The organism is Pseudoalteromonas sp. MMG033 (assembly GCF_057197785.1).
Genome location: NZ_CM170070.1, coordinates 178953 through 198719 on the forward strand (window position 1 = coordinate 178953; position 19767 = coordinate 198719).

General features: G+C 40.1%; 14 protein-coding genes and 1 pseudogene. 4 read left to right on the top strand and 11 right to left on the bottom strand.

Annotated elements, in window-relative coordinates; genetic code table 11:
- Positions 1-55: 55 nt before the first annotated feature.
- The 11 genes and pseudogenes from dinB to AC2CZC_RS00770 all read right to left on the bottom strand — a co-directional run bounded on the left by dinB (position 56) and on the right by AC2CZC_RS00770 (position 12525).
- Positions 56-1114, bottom strand: coding sequence for a DNA polymerase IV (gene dinB / locus AC2CZC_RS00720; RefSeq protein WP_484584822.1), 1059 nt, complete (start codon positions 1112-1114; stop codon positions 56-58).
- Positions 1115-1508: 394 nt separating this feature from the next.
- Positions 1509-2458: pseudogene (locus AC2CZC_RS00725) on the bottom strand (IS3 family transposase); the annotation flags it as partial.
- A gap of 313 nt (positions 2459-2771) precedes the next feature.
- Complete coding sequence (locus AC2CZC_RS00730; protein ID WP_484583473.1) at positions 2772-2924, bottom strand: hypothetical protein; 153 nt, start codon at positions 2922-2924, stop codon at positions 2772-2774.
- A gap of 431 nt (positions 2925-3355) precedes the next feature.
- On the bottom strand, positions 3356-3508 hold the full coding sequence (locus tag AC2CZC_RS00735) for a hypothetical protein (RefSeq protein WP_484583474.1): 153 nt from the start codon (positions 3506-3508) through the stop codon (positions 3356-3358).
- Between the two features lie 529 nt (positions 3509-4037).
- Entirely contained in the window at positions 4038-4235 is a 198-nt protein-coding gene (locus tag AC2CZC_RS00740; protein ID WP_484583475.1) for an IS3 family transposase, read from the bottom strand.
- Positions 4236-4369: 134 nt separating this feature from the next.
- Positions 4370-4495, bottom strand: coding sequence for a hypothetical protein (locus tag AC2CZC_RS00745; protein ID WP_484583476.1), 126 nt, complete (start codon positions 4493-4495; stop codon positions 4370-4372).
- A 408-nt stretch (positions 4496-4903) separates the two neighbouring features.
- Entirely contained in the window at positions 4904-5527 is a 624-nt protein-coding gene (locus tag AC2CZC_RS00750) for a hypothetical protein (protein ID WP_484583477.1), read from the bottom strand.
- Complete coding sequence (locus AC2CZC_RS00755) at positions 5517-8297, bottom strand: hypothetical protein (RefSeq protein WP_484583478.1); 2781 nt, start codon at positions 8295-8297, stop codon at positions 5517-5519. Before AC2CZC_RS00755 ends, AC2CZC_RS00750 begins: the two co-directional genes overlap by 11 nt.
- A gap of 14 nt (positions 8298-8311) precedes the next feature.
- Positions 8312-10558 (bottom strand): hypothetical protein, encoded by a 2247-nt coding sequence (locus tag AC2CZC_RS00760; RefSeq protein ID WP_484583479.1) that lies wholly within the window; start codon positions 10556-10558, stop codon positions 8312-8314.
- Complete coding sequence (locus tag AC2CZC_RS00765) at positions 10548-11771, bottom strand: site-specific integrase (RefSeq protein WP_484583480.1); 1224 nt, start codon at positions 11769-11771, stop codon at positions 10548-10550. The genes AC2CZC_RS00760 and AC2CZC_RS00765 overlap by 11 nt, the downstream gene beginning before the upstream one ends.
- A 427-nt stretch (positions 11772-12198) precedes the next feature.
- On the bottom strand, positions 12199-12525 hold the full coding sequence (locus AC2CZC_RS00770) for a hypothetical protein (RefSeq protein WP_484583481.1): 327 nt from the start codon (positions 12523-12525) through the stop codon (positions 12199-12201).
- A gap of 467 nt (positions 12526-12992) precedes the next feature.
- Between AC2CZC_RS00770 and AC2CZC_RS00775 the strand changes: the two genes are divergently transcribed.
- The 4 genes from AC2CZC_RS00775 (at position 12993) to AC2CZC_RS00790 (ending at position 19766) form a co-directional block, all read left to right on the top strand.
- A complete protein-coding gene (locus AC2CZC_RS00775; RefSeq protein WP_484583482.1) occupies positions 12993-14045 on the top strand; it encodes an aldo/keto reductase in 1053 nt (350 codons plus the stop codon).
- Positions 14046-14114: 69 nt separating this feature from the next.
- Entirely contained in the window at positions 14115-14636 is a 522-nt protein-coding gene (locus AC2CZC_RS00780; protein WP_484583483.1) for an NUDIX hydrolase, read from the top strand.
- A 456-nt stretch (positions 14637-15092) separates the two neighbouring features.
- On the top strand, positions 15093-16934 hold the full coding sequence (locus AC2CZC_RS00785) for a methyl-accepting chemotaxis protein (RefSeq protein ID WP_484583484.1): 1842 nt from the start codon (positions 15093-15095) through the stop codon (positions 16932-16934).
- A 150-nt stretch (positions 16935-17084) separates the two neighbouring features.
- Positions 17085-19766, top strand: a complete 2682-nt coding sequence (locus AC2CZC_RS00790; RefSeq protein ID WP_484583485.1) for a bifunctional acetate--CoA ligase family protein/GNAT family N-acetyltransferase — start codon at positions 17085-17087, stop codon at positions 19764-19766.
- Position 19767 lies beyond the last annotated feature (1 nt).

Consider the following 19767-nt stretch of genomic DNA (forward strand, 5'->3'; position numbering starts at 1 on the left):
AGCAAACAAAGTAAAATACGTGTAATTTTTTTGGGGGAAGATTAGCGTTTAAATATTACCAATCAAAAGAGATTTGTTCAGATGCCTCTTTGCACTCGGATAGACCAATGTGCACTCCGAGTAAACGAACAGATTTACCATTACCTCGAAGAAATGCCTCTCGGAGCAATTCGGATAAAATTTCAGGCTCTAATTGTTGAACGGTAAAATCTTTTGTTGTTTGATGAAAATCAGAAAATTTAATTTTCACACCAACTTTACTTATTCCTCTGTCGATTAAGTATTTAGAGGATCTCCGTTTGAGTTCTGGAACTAGTTCATCAAGCAACACTCTGTCTAATAACTCAACATCGCAATAGTCTTCGGGAAATGTCCTTTCTACTCCAACTGACTTTCTTATTCTGCTCACTACGACAGGCCTATTGTCTATACCACTACACCTCTCCCACAACAATTGACCTAGTTTTCCATACTTAATTGACAAGAATTCAAGGGTAGATGCTTTAACGTCCTTGCCAAACTTTAAATTATCTTTAAGCAATTTTTCATTCGTTACTTTTCCTACGCCAGGAATCTTTTTAAGCTCCATTGTGTCGATGAATGAGTCGACGTCATTGGGAGGAATTACATAAATACCATTAGGCTTGTTTATATCAGACGCAACCTTCGCCAAGTATTTAATTGGCGCGACACCTGCTGAAGCGGTTAGATTTAATTCGCAGTGAATAGTTCGACAAATGTCTTGCGCAATTAAAGTTGCTGAACCACCAAATAATTTACAATTGCTAACGTCTAAATAGGCTTCATCTAAACTCAAAGGCTCAATTAAATCTGTATAGCGCTCAAATATACCTCTAATTTGCTCACTAACCTGCTTATAAACGTCCATCCTACCAGGTAAAAGAATAAGGTCGGGACATTTTCTCAACGCTACACTTGTAGGCATTGCGCTTTTAATACCAAACTGTCTTGCCACATAGTTGCAAGTAGAAAGAACGCCTCTAGAGCCTCTACTTCCGCCAACCGCAACAGGTTTACCCATGAGTTCAGGATTGTCTCTGAGCTCAACAGAAACATAAAATGCGTCCATATCTACATGCACTATTTTTCGCATCACTCCGCATCCAAAAATTGAGATGTGCTACATACAATCTGAAAAAATAACTAATAATACTTTAGAAGTAGCACTTACAATAAATGCTAACTGGTAACACCCTAGAGTTTAAAATGCATCCATATCGATGTGAATTATTTTCTTCAAAATTAAAGCTCACACAAAGGGACTGTACAAATATACAGTCTCAATCCATCGATATCAAGACAAATCCAGACACGCAGAATGTACCTTACTAGGGTTCTGTGAATTGAGAACTTTCATTTTAGCTCTAGTCTTTAATAAATAATCAAAAATAAAATGTTCTGCACAACTAAATCAGGACACATTTCTTAAGAAACTGTGCTCATTTTCTACTGGAGATTGATCACCATTAACCGATAGCATTATCCTAACAAGCTTCAGTATCGCCCATACTCGCTCTGATACCGAAGGTGGCTAGCAGTTTACGGTAATGCTTACTGGTATATTGTGAGCCTCTACCTGAATGAAACACCAAACCTTTAGGTGGCTGACGTAAGTTATAAGCTTTCATCATAGCTTTGTTGACCAAGTAAGTCGTCATTCGCTTATCGATATGCCAGCCAACGATGCGACGTGAATATAAGTCCATCACAATGGCTAGGTACATCCAGCCTTCCCCTGTTCTTAAATATGTCACATCACCAGCCCAAACCTGATTTGGAGCAATAGGATTAAAGTTCTAATTCAATAGGTTATCTGCTACGCCATCACTATGTTTACGCTTGGTTGTGACTTTGTAAGCAACTCGCTGAGTAACAATTAAACCAAGCTTAGCCATTGACTTCTTAACATCATATTCGCTGACTTTAAAGCCCTCCTTGCATAACCGCTTCGTCAGCTTTCGATAACCCAAGCTATTTCTGCTTTGCCCGAAGGTGACCTTAGCTCTTCGATACATATGCCAATGCTCTGCTGTAATGATTTTTGCAGGTCGCTTCAGCCAAGCTTAATAGGCTGAGCGACTGACGTTCATTACTTTACAAAGCTTACTCACTGGAAATACTGAAGATAGCTTCTTAACGGTTTTAAACGTTACTTGGTTTCTTTTAGCAGGAGGGCGCTGGCCTTTTTTAAGATCTCCTTTTTCATCCTTAGTTCTTTATATTCCTCGCGTAGCCTTAACAGCTCTGCGCGTTCATCTGCACTTAAACTGGCTCCAGATTGCTCTGCTTCAAACTTAGCTTTCCAGTTATAACGTATTTTATCTGTGATACCTAAAGACGCTGCTGCTTTGGGTACGCTGTAACCTTGCTCGGTTACCAATGCCACAGCTTCTTGCTTAAATTCAGCTGTGTAATTTCTGTTTGTTCGTTTTGTCATTTAACACCTCAATAATTGGATTATATTCCATTATTAAGGTGTCTTGTTTAATTAAAGCAGTTCAATATGTCTCATGTTAAGGGAAGTAGACAACCCCAATAACGACAGCTCAAAAATTAGTTGAGATATTAAGATGTAGAAAAATACGAAAGGAGCAGGCTTATACTCACTATTATATAGGTCTCGTGAGTTTTTCATGAACAAGGCAGTATTTCTCTACATGTTTGAGAGGATATAGTCGTACACCTCTACACAATATGTCATAACGAGCACAATCTTTATGTTGGCAAAAGTAATGGCGCTAGAAGTGCCTTTATTTAGATTGCTTTAGGAAATCCGGAATACCACCTGGGCCAGACCCACTCAACTTAGTTTTTTCTTTAGGCCATTTACCATCACCACTCCGGCTGGCGTTAGCTGATACAGCAAACAATAACGCTGTAATTAGTACAACCGCATATTTCATGACTATTCCTTATAGGTAAGGTGGTTATGCAGGAAAAATTATAATTCCACCTGTGTTAGCGTGTGCTTGGCAAATACTCATAGTTAATAGAATTGTTGTAAATACGCTTTTTTTCATTAGAAGCTCCTTTACATAAACTTACTTAGGAATTGTGAGCCCCCAAATTTACAGCCGATGCTCTAACATCTAGTTTCTTGTGTTCAATGGTTTTTTTAATAACGCCAGCTCAAAAATTAGTTGAGATACTAAGATGTAGAAAAATACGAAAGGAGCAGGCTTGTACCCACTATTATATAGGTTTCGTGAGTTTTTCATGAACAAGGCAGTATTTCTCTACATGTTTGAGAGGGTACAGTCGTATACCTCTTACACAATATGTCATAACGAGTATAATCTTTATGTTGGCAAAAGTAATGGCGCTAGAAGCGCCTTTATTTAGATTGCTTTAGGGGATCCGGAATACCACCTGGGCCAGACCCACTCAACTTAGTTTTTTCTTTAAGCCATTTACCATCACCACTCCCGTTGGCGTTAGCTGATACAGCAAACGATAACGCCGTAATTAGTACAACCGCATATTTCATGACTATTCCTTATAGTTAAGGTGGTTATGCAGGAAAAATTATAATTCCACCTGTGTTAGCGTGTGCTTGGCAAATACTCATAGTTAATAGAATTGTTGTAAATACGCTTTTTTTCATTAGAGGCTCCTTTACATAAACTTACTTGGGGATTGTAAGCACCCAATTTTACAGCCGATACTCTAACATCTAGTTTCTTGTGTCCAATGGTTTTTTCAATAACGCCAGATACTAAGATGTAGAAAAATACGATAGGTGTAGATTTGTACGCGCTATTATGTAGGCTTTTACGAGCTTTTCAGGTCTGGTAGCACATTTCGAGGCTCCGCATGATCTGAATGGATGCGCATGATTTTGATTCTGTTAGCGCAAATGAGGCAGAATATGCACTTGCTAATGAAGTGTGAAAACTCATTGTATTCTCAATTAAGTGCAGATGTAACTGCCCCAATTTTAGTCCAGCACATTCAGTGTTCTAAAACGATGGCCGTAGTTGAGTGCATCGCTCATAAAATCCATCGACCACGAGTCATTATGTTTGCCCAGAGCACTTAACGGCTCTGGTGTGCGTGTTGGTGCACGGCGCTTTCCTTTTCAGTTTGAGCATGTTATACACTCGTTCAACACGCTTTTTATTCCATACTTTGCCTTGATGCCTAAGTCGTTTAAACAGCTTTGGCATTCCCCACCTAGGATGCCGCTCAACAAGCGACAACAAAGCATCAATCACATCATCATCCGATGGTCGCTTTCATCTGTAGTAATAAACGCTGAGACTTAAACCAGCTGCGTCACAAGAAAATGCTACGCTTACCTCAAACTGTGCTCGTAAGTGAGCGACCCAAGCTCTGCGTCTACTTGTTTTTACAGCTTTTTTGAAATGATTTCCTCAAGCATTGAATGTTTTAAACTGAGAGTCGCAAACATATCTTTGAGCTTACGGTTTTCATCTTCACGCTCTTTTAAACGTTTAACATCAGAAGCTTCCATCCCACCATCTGTGTTTCAGTGAACTTACTTTTTCGCATCGTAAAATTTCCTTCTTATATTGAGAGAAATTCTACTTAAGAACTGTTTCAGTTTATGGGGGAGTTACAGAGTAGTTACAATACTTACTATTAAGGAGTACAAGCATACTATACACTGATTAACCTAGCGACAGTGGAAGCTTCAAAGAAATTAGCGATGCCCATTAGAAATTGGAAAGCGGCCCTGAACCTGTTTATAATTGAATTCGAATAGAGACTGTAATAAAAACTGTGTAACTGTCTGTTATTAATACCTGTTCCAAGGCTTTATTTAAAAGGTCGCAGTTACACAAAGTTATCTACAGACTCAATTAAGCCAACCCATGAAAAAGCATTTAGAATCAAAACACCACTTTCAGGAGCATGTTTTCTAGATGGATTTAAATTTACGATTAAGTACTGTTCCTTTACAGCTCCTCACTGTGTCACTTTTTGTAAACTTTGCCTGAAGGTCTGCAGGCATTCTTTCAATCGCTAAATCAATTGTTTCCATCGCGTTTTTGCGCCTAAGAAAGTTTACAGTGTCTCTAAGCTTTTGGTATTCATTGACAATAAGCATTTTCTTTTTAGCTCTTACCCCTGTTACTTTTTGACGACTAATTAACCGCTCTTGTTCTTTTACAAAAAGTAAACGCAATAATTTGTTTTGTTCTTCAAAAAACTCATTTAACCCCTTACAAAATGGTGCTTTACCATAAAACAAGTTTTGTTGAGCTTTACACACAATCCTTCCTATCTCAGTTTTTTTTATTTCATAGAGACTCTTCGGTGTCTTATTATTGGCTATCTTTTTGTATTCCTTTATCGCTATTTCTTTTTTGCTTGTCAGCTCTAAGATGGCCCTCCAAGCTTTATAAGCTGTATGTGCTTCATTATCAGGAACCCAGCTGGGAAAAGATTGCTCAGTTTGCCCCTGTCTATTGTGATTTTCTTCGCTTTCTAAACTATCTAAGAAGTCATCTGTCATTAATTTATCAAGTTCGTTACTTGTCATATAAGCTTCCTTCTCTTTCCATCTTTGCGCCCACACTTTTTATAGCACTGTCTATAAACGATAAAATCTTATCTACTGACTCAGCATTCGTATTATTGCGCAGCTCTTTAATTCGTTTATACCCTGAACGTAGTATTGGCAAATGCGATTGAAGCATAAACGACATTAAGTCGTCACTTAAACACTCCTTTACGAAAGGTTGTATGGTCACCCAAATACCTCTAAGATTTCCACTAGTGATTAGTGCATTCGTACACCCAAGACAAAATGAAGGACGGGCATTCTGTGGGTTTATGTCTCCCAATTCTGAACATTTGGCCCGGTTTTCAGTACCTTCACGGGGAATACACGTTGCAAAATAGGAAGGTTGAATATCAATAACACGGCCCATAATTTTCTCGCGAAGTATGCTTAAATCACCACTTCTAACCACTTCGGTGAGTGACGTTGCTTTTTTTACATAACGAGAAAAGCCTCCGATATATTCTTTACCAATTTGTTGCGCATCTTGTAGCAACGTATCGACAATAGAGTTCAACACTTTCATACGAGCGGACTTCAACAGCGCTTTCACTTCTTTGTCCCTAACATAAGCCATAAAAAATGAATCATCCAAGTGACAAAATTGGTGGCGAATAACCGCCCCAACATCACCTTGATATCGTGTAATAACAGCCTCTGCCCATATGTGTCGAAAAGCATGGGGGCTCGGGTATCGCACATCACGGAGCAATTCACTATTCACGCTGTTAATAGTTGTCAACTCTTTCAAATCTACGTTTCCTGAAAGTAAAAGCTGCTTTGTTTCTTGTGATAAACACTCCATTATTATCTTCGAGTATATTTGATTAGAGACACTTCCTGTTTCGCAAAACTCAGATAAAGAGCTTTTGAACAATTGAGTGTCTGAATCATTACCTAATACTGAAGTACATTTCAATTTTTCAATATCTCGAAGAACTTCGTTTCTGGTATTAAGCAAGTGTTGAGCGCGAGAGGTCGACAAGTCGTACATATTTTGTAATTCTATAAGCTCATTTTTTTCTTCTTCGTCTAAATCATTGACTGCTAAGGCAGATAGGTTATGTAGCTTATGAATATCTACAAATGGTTTATAACACATAGCAAAGTGCAGCCAATTGGATCTAAGGCGACTTGAAATTAATATATGTGATTTAGGAGCACCTTGTCGGAGGTTAGCTGCTTTCATTCTATAAGAATACAAGCAAGGTGCGCCTTTGCCGATATTCAGAATGTCGCAAAGCTGCACAGCAATCTGATAACACTGTGATGTAATTTCACGATCAATTTTTGTCTTTTTATTGGTTTTTGGCACTAACCATTTCAATTTGAAGCGAAAAGGTACATGAGAGTTGTCCAACACATCTAGGTTTGGTTCAATATGTATCGCATTAAGTGGAAAGTCTAACTCACTGCTTCGATAACCCAGCCAAGCGACTGCTAAGGATGTCATTGCATCCTCTATCCGCTCAATTTCGAACTTTAGCTCACTATACAAAAGGTGTTTCCTTTCGCCCGCTAACGACTCCACCCACTCCATTAATTTAGACATTAAAGAAACTTCATCCAGCCTTGATTTTCCCACAATGTCCGACATCATGCTGTATACCTCATTCACACCAACACCTTTCAGGTAATTATTACTTACCTCTGTTTTATTCAGTGAGTGTAAGTAACTCTGCCAAACAGATTCTGGTGTTTTATGAGCATCAACCCCATAATACTTTTGCAACATAAGCACACGAATTACTTCTACCCCGTCAAAACGCATTTCTAATTTAAGCTTCTGTATCAAGAGATAAATATTACTTTCTTTTAAAGATTGAACTTTTTCAAAGTATGCAAAATACTGTTCTTTCAGTATCAACCTCAGCGATTCACTCAGACTATTGGGGGCTTTAACTTTCTGACTAACACATTTACCCTGAATTGTGTCAGCTAACACTTTTAGTTTGAACGAGTCTTTGCCTGATATTAGATGCTTTTTTTTTACTATTCGTAATGCGGATTGACAAACGAGAGCGTACAGATAGTCATTTTCATATACTTGCTTCAAGTGGTCGATATAATATTGTCCCATTTCAAGTGTCAAGGTATTGAGAGATCCACCTTTCTTATATTCGAGCCGACTACATCCTAGAACGCTGCGACATACATACTCCAAAGTTCTCCAGACTTTCCTTTTCGTTAAAGCGTGGCTAAAAACTCCAGAAACCCCCAAGGCTTGGAGTCGCACTCTATTATCAATGAAATTAAAGGCTTCATAAGTTGATCGATATGCAGGAGGGCTTAACCGGGTAAACCAACCCTTTGCGTTAAGGGACTGAGTAAGAAAGCTGAGGTGGAACTCCTCAATATTACAGTCATTTAATTCCGTTTTCACCCTTTCATTCAGAAATCCGGCTATATGCAATAGCATGTTGTAAGCACTCCTCAACCCCCTTACATTTCTAGGGGTGACAAAGCCCACAATGGAAAGCTTCGCATATTCTTTCATAGACAGAGGGTAACATTTGCCATTCAAATTTAATGTAGCTATTTTTTCAATTTTAAGGTGTGGTAAATCAAATAATGAAAAGTCGATCGAGACAGCTCCAACCCCTTTAGAAGCGCTGAAGTACATCTTATCAGAAAACAAGTTGCCCAAGTCATTATGAAACTCACCCATAGCAAAAAGCTTTTGGTTCAGGTCTTTCCAGAAGAACTCTAAATCTGATGGAAGTTGATTATCTGTAAATAGGTTGTTCACTTTAAAGCCCCTAACTATAGCGAGTGAAAAACCTTCATTGACACACCAGAAGAGTGCATTTTCTCAAAAAGCTTGGTGCCCCTAGAAACAGAGCTTCGACTAAATGCTCCCTGTAACAATTGCTCCATCCACTCAACTGTCGGCAATACTGTCCGATACAAATAATCTGGATTGCGACAGAGTAGTTTTTTATAGCAGCATCTAAATTCATATAAATAATTCCGCATCTTGCATACAGTTACAGGGCTATCAAGCACATAAATTGGAGCAAAGTTACCTTCTAGTTCTTTTGGCATTGACAGCACTCCAACTTCATTAATCACTCCTTTTGTTTGTTCGGTGACTAACTTTAACCTCGATAACATTTCTTCGCTTTTATAGCTAATAACATTAGTCACGCATGTAAATTCATGATTGAATGCATCCTTAATGTTATTTTCCTCTTTTGATTTTGATAGGTTCAAATCAAAAACATTATTGATAAGGTCAAGCATAACGGTTCGCGTGACTCCTCCGGCAGCATTCATCCAAGCTTGATTATCTTCATTAAGGTAGTGATACCTCTCTGTCAAATTAGTATGAGAGTTTCGGTTAATCAAATAATGTAGAGTATAAGCGTCACTATATGCATGAACAGATGAATTTTTTATCGCGCTCAATCCAAATAAAATTTTTGAGCAAGGAGTGTTAGACTTCGCTACTATTTTAAGGCGTTCAGTAGCACTGATGTTTCTAGCATTTGGAATATTCGATGTATGAATGCCATAACGAGCTATTGCTTGGAGCGCTTTTGGTATAACGACAGGGGTTTGACTGTTTGCTTTATGAGCATCAGCAATCGCTTTGTCTATAAAAGGAATATCGAGAATACAAACTAAACTACCAAAAAGAGCATTGTTGCCTACCGATATAGAAGGTGCACTAGTAGGTAACCTAGACAACCGTTCCCCCTGAAGCTGATGTAGGTATGCACTCAAAGCTCGACCTTCGTATTTCTTGGTAGAAAGTGTGCGTGTATTGTGAATGGCGCCAGCGCGCCCCTTAAAGTACTCGCATTCAATACTAATTATTCTGTCATTTACTCTCAAGACACGAAAGTCATCCCGAGTGAGTTTCAAAATATCAGTAGGTTGAACAGCTAAGCCAGCCATCAACCACTGGAACATCAACTCCTCGACTGGAGTTACAGGTAAAGGTGAATGAGGAATTGATAACAACCTTAGTACTTCAAAGGAAAAGAAAGGGCCAGACCTGATTGTTTTAAAGCTTCTATATAGTTTACAGTTCGATAATTCTCCATCTTTCAGCTTAAAATAGTTTTCATTAACAAGAACTTCTTTCAATAACTTAACAGCTCTCTCTTGACAGTTAGATAAAAAAAGTAAAGCGATTGCTCCTCGCAACTTCTCCGACTTTAAGCCTGTCTTATGGTATAAATTAACAATCGAACATATCACTTGACCAACAGCCAGTCCTTTTTCACTTCGATTCATCTGCTCCCAATCAGGTATATTAAAAGACTGCTCAGATAAGCAGTGTTTTAGAAAGAATTCACGTAACAAGATTTTTGATTCATAAAGTTCCAAAATTACCACTGATGCCATTAACCTTAAAGAATTTACAGTCATTTTTGGAGATGCAAAAACACTGTATAACTTTGAGCCTAGGCCAATTTCATCATTGCGTAACCAGTCTAAACTACCGAAAAAGCTGGCCAGTGAAATTTGTTTCTTGTTCAAATTGGGGCTTTCTCTTGTCATTTTAAGCTCTTGTAAAAACCTTGATTGTTCACAAGTAAGTGTTCTCACAAATTCAGCATCATTAAATGCGTATGTAAACAGGGTTTTGGTTCTAGTAAGTTCACTCAAACCACCATGGTTATCCCGCTTATCAAACATAAAGGTTTCATAGTCTTTTAGAATACTGTAACGGTTATCTATCTCTACCGTATTTAACCAATGAACAAAGGTGTGTGCAGCTCGGCAAAAATTCAGCTTGCATGACTTATCTGCAAATTCATTTGTAAACGCATAGTTATAAGCAGCAACAATAAGGCGATATAGTATTGCCTTGTCTCTGTGCTTAATATCACAAAAAACCATTCGACTCTTTGGGAACCCTATCATACTTGGGGTCGCAAGCGATTTTACACCTAATTTACTACGTAGAACCTGTACCGGATGGCTCGCTTTATATTCTTTCATCAATTCGGCTTCATATTGCTCAGAATCATAAAGCCTCGGTGCTTTTCTATTGCGCATTTACGACTTCCTTCATTAGCATCTCACGATAACCACAAGCATGAATGTATGATTTGGTTGTTTCACTAGCCCCCCTCCCATCTACCTTATGTCCCATACGCCTCGCAGTTTCGATAAAAACAGCCGAAGAAGTAATAATCGACTCATACTTCTTATTCTGGCCTTCGCACAGATTGTAGAAAATATCCGTACCAAAGCTGTGCCGCAAAATGTGATAGCTAAATGAGTCGTGAACCTCTTGTATGTCGCCATATAACAGAGGGGTGTCTTTGATTTTCTTCTGTACTTTCGCCTTAACATCAAAAAAAACACGGCAAGCGTAAGACTTGCTCAAACAAGCTCCGCGATTGTTCTTTGCATTCGATACAAGTAAGTGTCTTGAACTCGTGACAGGTCGCTCCTCGTGAAAATAAACTCTCATTTTCTCAAGTAAGTATCTGGGAATATATAAAGTTCTTGCTCGGCCATATTTGGTATAAAGTGAACTTAAATGGTACTTAAAATAGTCTCGGTTTGGGTTTTCTTTTAGTTGTCTAAATAACGTCAACAAGCCTTCATGCTTTACTTGATTTGATACATAATCATGGAGGAGAAGCCCTTGATTTTCTTTGGCTCTCAATCCAAGTTCGCCTCCATTTCGGAGAAAAATTTCATGAAGCAGAGACTTAGCTGTGGTGTAAAATAACTCTCGAGTAGCAGGCAGAAGGTATTTGACAACTAATGGTTGTTTACCATTATTGCGCGCAATTATCCTGAATTCAGGTTTTATACCGATGTGTTTAGTCTTAGTATTGAAGTAAAAACAAAGCCAATTGTAATAGGCATTTAGTGCATTGACAGCTTGGTCAGCAACAGCTTCGCTTTTTTTACATTCTTCAATGAGGTATTCATTAATGTACTCATTGATAATTAGGCTGGGAAGCACTGTATGAGTATCTAAGGTAATCAGTGTACTAGCTTTATAGTCATTTACCCACTGCAAGAATCGGCCAAGATGATTTGCGATCTTGTAAGCCGCAGAATCTCCTATATCCACTTCTCGTAAACAGTTTTTATATCGCTGAGTTACTGGGTCTTCTTCAGCAAAACGTTCAACTTTAGAGTGAGCACATTCAGTGTAACGGGCAAAAACGCAAGGTAAGATTACAGGGTCTTCATTATCATCCAAATAAATGTGGTGTTTGTTCAATTGGTTGTCTAACTCTCTGAACATGACCATCTACCAAAAAATACTCTCTAATAAAACCAGCCTAGCACAGCGCGTATTACATACAAATTAACCTCCTAAATTACTACCTCAAAGTTTAAAAACAATCCATATCAATGTGAATGAACTTTTTCACGAACGCACACCTAACCACTGTTTACTTATACAGTATATTGACAGTTTATATCTCGCTTGTCTACGCTCTGTTCACTCCTTTTGGCTAGGTAAGCACCTTAAACTCTTCTGCCAGAAAATAAATAGTCTTATTACTCAATGTGTTCGCCTATAGATATCAGATAAATGAGTGCATAAGAGTTAGCCATCACAAGTGTCGCTTCAATTAAAGCTTCTTACATAGCTACAAACAAGCTTGATTTAAAGAAGACGCGCGTCAGATTAGTTTGACAGTAAAAGTAGCTTAACCAAAGCTATATCAACTACACTTTCTCGTTTCTGGCTTCAAGGTCAGTGTGTACATACTCAGTGCATAAATCGCAGCACACTGGGCTAAAATAACGCATGCGATAAAATAGTCCCTGAAATATAACTTTATAAATATATTATCGATTATCCAATGTTTATAGCAAAGTACTTCTATCCAAGTAATAAAATTAACCAATGCCGCTGCTGCTATTAATCGAAGAAATCGAACTTCATAACGAGATAATATAGTACGCTCAGCCACATTCAAGAAAAACGCTTGCTGAGTATATCGATAGCAAAACAATGCCATTGGACGTCTAAAAACGATAGGCATCATAAATATAAGGCACATAAATACTTCAAAAATATAATAATGTACTCTCCATGTGATTACTTCATTAAAGGTAAAGAGCTCAAATGTTTCAATTATCGCAGAACAGAGAAGAAGCCACCTAGCAAGTGGATCACGCCAACTGATGATGAGACCAAGAAAAAGTACTACAAATACCAAATGGTCGATAATCGTAAAAATAATTATTTCATTCATACTTAATACAACAGCTCGCCTGGCAAAGATGATTAAAAATACAATAAGTTACATGTGGCGTTCACACAACCAAAATATATTTGTACGCTATGAATAAAATAGCAAACTACTTTTTCTCCTTCTCCATTGACTCAACACTCAAGCACCAACAAACACCTGCACATTAAGAAGAAATGCTCTACACTGCTGTTAGTCGATTTAAATCTTAGCGCTGCAATTTAGCAGTGTGAAATTGTCAGATTTTGCAAGGAGTATCTATGAAGTACAGCCAATTAGGCCACTCACCATTAAAGGTTTCGCGAGTTTGTTTAGGAAGTATGACTTGGGGTTTGCAAAACAATCAGCATGATGCGGATGAACAGATTAATTATGCCTTAAGTCAGGGTATTAACTTCATTGATACTGCTGAGATGTATGCAGTTCCCCCTTCGCCCGATACTTATGGAAAAACCGAACAAATCATAGGTGACTGGTTAAAACGTCATGAAGAAAAAAGATCAGAAATCGTTTTAGCTACAAAAATAGCAGGAGCTGGGCTAAGTTGGGTGCGAGATGGTAAACCCATAGACAAGCAAGCAGTGATCGAAGCTGTAGATCACTCTCTCAAGCGATTAAATACAGATTATATTGATGTATACCAGTTACATTGGCCAAACAGAACATCTCCCCATTTTGGTAAACACTGGCATGGTATGTTAGACCTGCAGGCGGTGAGCAAAAAGCAGCAGCTAGACGAAATGAGTAACATTTTAGAAGGTCTCAAAGCATGCTTTAGCCAAGGCAAAATTCGCCATTGGGGACTGTCTAACGAAACCCCTTGGGGTATCAATACCTACCTCAACTTATGTGAGCAACATCATATTGAAAAGCCCGTTTCAATTCAAAATGAGTTTAATTTACTACACGAAAAAGACTGGCCTTATTTACTAGAAAACTGTGTTAACGAAGACATTGCCTACCTACCATGGTCACCTTTAGCTGGTGGTCTGCTAACAGGTAAATATTTAGGTGGCGCTAGACCAGAAGGCAGTCGCTGGACACTGATGCAGCGCCATGGCTTATTCAGAGATACGCAGTATTCGCAACAAGCAACAGCCGCATACCAAGAAATTGCTCATGAGCACAACTTAACAACAGCGCAATTGGCGTTAGCTTGGTGTGATCAAGTAGATGGTGTGACCTCTACCATTATTGGTGCAACATCAATGGCGCAATTAAAAGAGAATATCAGCGCGTTTGATAAACCACTGCCTCCAGAAGCGCTTGCTGAAATTGATACCATCTTAAAAACTTACCCGGTGCCTTTCTAGTCGTCGCACACAAGGAGAATGTAAATATGGTACACTCACCAATTTGCATTCTCTAACAACAAAGTCATTATGAAGCAACTCAATACCAAACCCGCTGAGGCATTGCCTGGCAGTCATTTTATTCGGCACGCAGCACGTGCAATCGTCACTAAAGATCAAGACATCTTACTACTTTACACCGCAAGGTATGATGATTACACTTTGCCGGGAGGCGGTGTTGATGAAGGTGAGGATATGGAAGCTGCGCTTGGCAGAGAGTTGCTAGAAGAAACAGGTGCAAAATCCATTACCCAGATTAAGCCCTATGGTATTTATGAAGAGTTTCAGCGCTGGCACAAACCTGAATTTGATAATGTACATATTATCTCACACTGCTTCATCGTAGAAATTTGCGGCAACTTCACAGCACCTCAAATGGAAGCGTATGAGCAAGCCAATGGTATGCGACCTGTGTGGGTACCAATTCAAGATGCCATTGCACATAATCGAGATACTTTGGCTAATAGTGATAAAAAAGGTCAATCTGTACAAAGAGAATTAACTATCATGGAAAGCATCGCTAAAGATATCATGAAGTTAAACCTAGACTAAACGTAATTGCAGCGCGAGCTAGTCAGTTCGCTACAGGAAAACATAGACATTGGCTCGCAATGTGCCCCTGGCTATCACAAATAATGTATCGTCTCAGTTCATGCCAGTGACGAACTCTTTGATGAGAGTTCGTCACACAAAGAAGTAACATAAAACAAACACCTCATACCCCACTCAATTATGAGTAACAACCAAGCTCTCCTTTATTTGCATTGCACCGAGATGGTAGATTGTTGAAATAAATAAAAGACATTGTCTTTGGAGTATCCTATACCATTTCTCATGTTTTGGGGCCATACGCGCCTTTTTGTAACACAAATGCAACAAAAACAACTTATGACGACATATTGAATAAGTGGTTAGACAAATAATCTCAATAAATTTCACAGTTGGTTGGTAATTTCAAAATTCTGTTCTAAGTTTTGTGATGGGAGTATCGAAGCTAAGGAGTAGACTATGACCATACGTCAAACTTTCATTTTACTTTCTTCTCTTGTCATGATCGCACTGTTTTGCATGGTGGGTGTATTGTGGTATGAAACAAGCCATATAGCGAATTTAGGACAGCGACTCGCAACCAGCAAAGAGATTAATAATGACCTTTTGATGCTCAGACGTCATGAAAAAGACTTTTTGCTTCGCAAGCAGCAAAAGTATGTCGATAAGTTTGACGCCCGTATCAAACTGATGCGGCAAAATATGTCAGTCCTTAGTGGGCAGCTTCCTACTCACTTGCAGCAAGCCCTCATTGTCGCCGAAAAAGACCTGAGCAATTATGAAACCAACTTACGTAACTTAGTCGCACTAGATACAAAGATTGGGCTCACTCCGAACCAAGGTCTGCGAGGAGAATTTAATCAAGCAGAAATTGCACTTCACGAATCACTCACCAATATCGGTGATATCACAGCAATGAGTAAAGCGCTTCGGCTAGTGCTGTTGGAAAATGACTTTCAAACGAACCTCAACATGTCGACCAAAAATGAAGTAACCCAGCAACTAGCCGTGATGAAAGTCTATTTCAATGATCAGTTTAGCGGTGGACAAAATGACCTTACTTTATTTGAAAATACGGCACGTGCGCTTACCACTGCCTTGGTTGAGCGAGGGCTAGATGCAAGCTCAGGACTAAGAGGTGAGCTTAGAGGCAGTATTCATAAAGTTGAGAGCACAATGAATCAACTGTCTGGCGATATAGATCAAGGGATCCAGCACGAGCTTATTACCGCGAAAAATCAAGGCTTGATGCTAGCTGGTATCTTAACCGTCATCATCGCTGGGTTATTACTGTGGAAAGGTGCACATATTGTGCAACGGCTCAAAATTGCCAATGCCAATATGGCCACCATTAGTCATGGTGAAGGCGACCTGACCCACCATATCGAGCTGAGCGGTCGCGATGAAGTCACAGAGTTTGCAGGATCGGTCAATCAATTTATCGATACAACCGCCGATATTGTCAGGGAAATAAAGCATACGGGCGAAACAGTAGAGAGTGGCGCGCATCAATCGGTTGAGGTAACGAAACGTTCACAACAAGCCATCGAAGAGCAGAAAAATAATACCCATGCCGTGAAGGTGGCGGTCAGTGAGTTAGTGCAAGCCGTTTCTCTGATTGCAGAAAACAGTGTTGCGGTGCAAAACAATGTCAATGAAGCCGATGAAAATATGGCCCGTGGCTCAGAAATCATGCACAAAGCCCACCACAATATGTCTGAGTTGACCGGGCACATCAACGAAAACAGTAAACTGATGCAGCAATTATCCTCAGCCAGTGGCGAAATTGAGAGCGTGACTTCAGTCATACGTGGGATCACAGAACAAACCAACTTACTCGCACTTAATGCCGCTATAGAGGCTGCGCGCGCTGGTGAAAGCGGTCGGGGCTTTGCGGTCGTGGCTGACGAAGTGCGCACATTGGCAAAGCGGACTCAAAGCTCTACCGTTGAAATCGAACGCATGATCCATGGTCTGCAAAGCTTGGTCCATGACTCAGAGCAAGCAATGCAAACAAGCTTATCTTTAAGTGAGCAAATGTACGAGGGGATCACAGATGCCCAGCAAAGCATGGATGACAATAAACATGCAATGGACAAAATACGTGATATGGTGATCCAAATCGCAGGCGCAACAGAAGAGCAAATGGCAACCGTACAAGGCGTAGAAAATGCGGCGGCCAATATCTCTGTATCAGCAGAGCAGCTCTATGTTGACTCTTGCCAAAACTGCAAAAACTGTGAAGCACTTGAATTTGACGCCCATAAAATGCAGGAGGACGTATCTAAATTCAAAGTATAAATCATCAAACGCCTTACACAGCGGCACTTTTGCACCTCAAAAGTGCCCGCGAGATCAAAGAAGTGCTCTTATCTTCTCGAAATATGGTGTAAACATGTTACAGTCTTGAGTAAGCACCTCGCTTAATATAGGCAATTCAAAGGAGTAGGCATGAGTGTAAAGCGCATCGGTCAGTTTTTTAATCCCAAATCGGTTGCAGTCATCGGCGCCTCCAATAACCCAAACAGGGCTGGCAATGTCGTCATGAAAAACTTGCTACAAGGCGGGTTTAAAGGGCCTATTATGCCAGTCACACCAAAATATACAGCGGTCAATGGTGTACTTGCCTATTCGGATATAGAGCAGCTGCCCTGTATCCCAGATCTTGCCATTATATGCACCAACAAAGCCACCCTTTGCCAACTCATAAAAGCACTCGGTACGCTTGGCTGCAAACACGCGATTATCGTCGCTGCTGGATTAAACAATGATGAAAAAAATACCTTAAGGCACTGCGCACAACAATCCGAGGTCACCCTACTTGGCAGTAACAGCTTAGGGCTTATCTTGCCGCATATTGGTTTAAATGCTAGCTTTTCACACACAGTAGCGAAACCGGGTAAACTCGCATTCATATCGCAATCGGCTGCAGTTTGCTCAACCATTTTAGACTGGGCGAAAAACAAGCACATTGGCTTTTCTCATTTTGTATCTGTCGGGGACTGCCTTGATATCGACTTTGATGAGCTACTTGATTATTTAGCACGAGACAGTAAAACCTCCGCCATTTTGCTCTATATCGATAACATCAAAGACGTAAGACGCTTTATCTCCGCAGCTCGCGCAGCAGCGTTCAATAAGCCAGTTATCGCAATAAAAACAGGTAGAACCATTGCCGGCGCGCGCGCAGCATACAATCACACAGGCGGTAAAACATCAGATGACGCGGTCTATGATGCCATGTTTCAACGTGCTGGTATGTTGCGCGTAAACGATTTACGAGAGCTGTTTGCAGCCACGCAAACACTTGCACTGCACCCCAAATTACTCAAAGTCGAACACCTAACAATTTTAACCAATGGTGGCGGTCCGGGTATTATGGCGGTCGATACCCTATTGATGCGATCAGGAAAGCTTGCAAAGCTCAGCGACAAAACCATTGAAGCCCTTAACAATATTGTGCCTCAATCATCACAAACGGATAATCCGGTCGATATTTTTGGCGACTCGTCACCTGAGCGCTACCAAAAAGCTTTAGAAGTTTTATTAAAAGCCGATGAAGTTAAAAATTTGCTGATCATACATACGCCTTCTGCACTGGCACCCAGTTCAGCATATGCCAAGATCATCGCACAAACGCTAGAAAAACTGCCCAAGATGGCCAGACCTTTTGTAATGACCAACTTTATGGGTGAAGAAGCAGCACGTTCCGCCAGAGACATATGTGTACTAAGTAACATACCAACATATCGAACGCCTGAAGGGGCAGTCAGTGCTTTTATGCACCTGATCACCTATCGCCGTAACCAAAAACACTTGACGCAAACCCCTGAGTCCATCATTCAAGACGAGTTAATTGATAGCCTTGCTGCAAAGCAGCAAATCAATCGTTACTTACGTGCAGGACATCAATATTTGTCAACTCACTCCGCGAGTCAAATCCTTAAAAGCTATGGGATTGATTGTATTCAAACCGAAGTCGCCCTCACTCCTAGTGAAGCCAAAGAGCAAGCAGAAGCCATTGGCTTTCCTGTCGCATTAAAGTTACTGAGTGCGGCTATTCCCTCTAAATCAGAGGTCGGCGGCGTGGTGCTCAACCTAAACGATGGAAATGAAGTGGAACAAACCGCTTTTTCTATGCTACTACGAATTAAACAATCATATCCCGATGCAGAAATAGAAGGCTTTTCTCTACAAAAAATGGCATCTAGGGCCGGTACACAAGAGCTACGCATTGCGATAAAAACAGAACCTGATGTTGGGCCTGTGATTTTACTCGGGGAAGCAGGTACAGGCTTGAACTTCTCTCAAGCTGCTGTTGCACTTCCCCCTTTAAATATGAATTTGGCTAAATACCTCATCGCCGCAGCCCATGACAAAGGCGTTTTGAAAGAACGTACTTTGCCAGATAAAGTCGATAAATATCGACTGTGTGCCCTACTCACTCGGGTGTCTCAAATGATCATCGAGCAGCCTGATATACATAGCCTTGAGCTCAACCCCATTTTGGCAAGCTCTGGACAGTTTTTAGTGCTAGATGCACAGATAGGATTATCGCCATATCAGCCCAAAGCACATCGTAAACGCTTAGCCATTAAGCCATATCCTAAAGAACTGGAACGCCAAATTACTCTCAAAAATGGCCAACAAGTTACGCTGAGGCCGATAAAGCCTGAAGATGAGCGCCACCATCAAGAGTTTGACCAGTCACTTACAAAAGAAGATAGGTATAAGCGCTTTTTTGGTCAGTTGCCACAGTTTACCCACGACCAATTAGCGAAGATGACACAAATTGATTATGATCGCGAAATGGCATTTATCATTAGTGAACGACATAAAAGCACGTTTCGTACACTGGGTGTTTCGCGAGTCTTGATGGACCCAGACAACACGCAGGCTGAGTTTTCTGTCATAGTGCGCTCGGATTCTCAAGGCCTAGGCTTGGGGAAAATACTGATGAGCGCAGCCATTGATTACTGCAAAGAAAAAGGTGTCGACACGATTGAAGGGATCACCTTGTTTGAAAACACGGGTATGATAAATTTAGCAAAACACCTAGGTTTTAATGTCAGAAGAGACTTTGAAGAAGGCGCTGCAATTATGACTATGCCGCTTCAAGCAACTAACCCGTAGT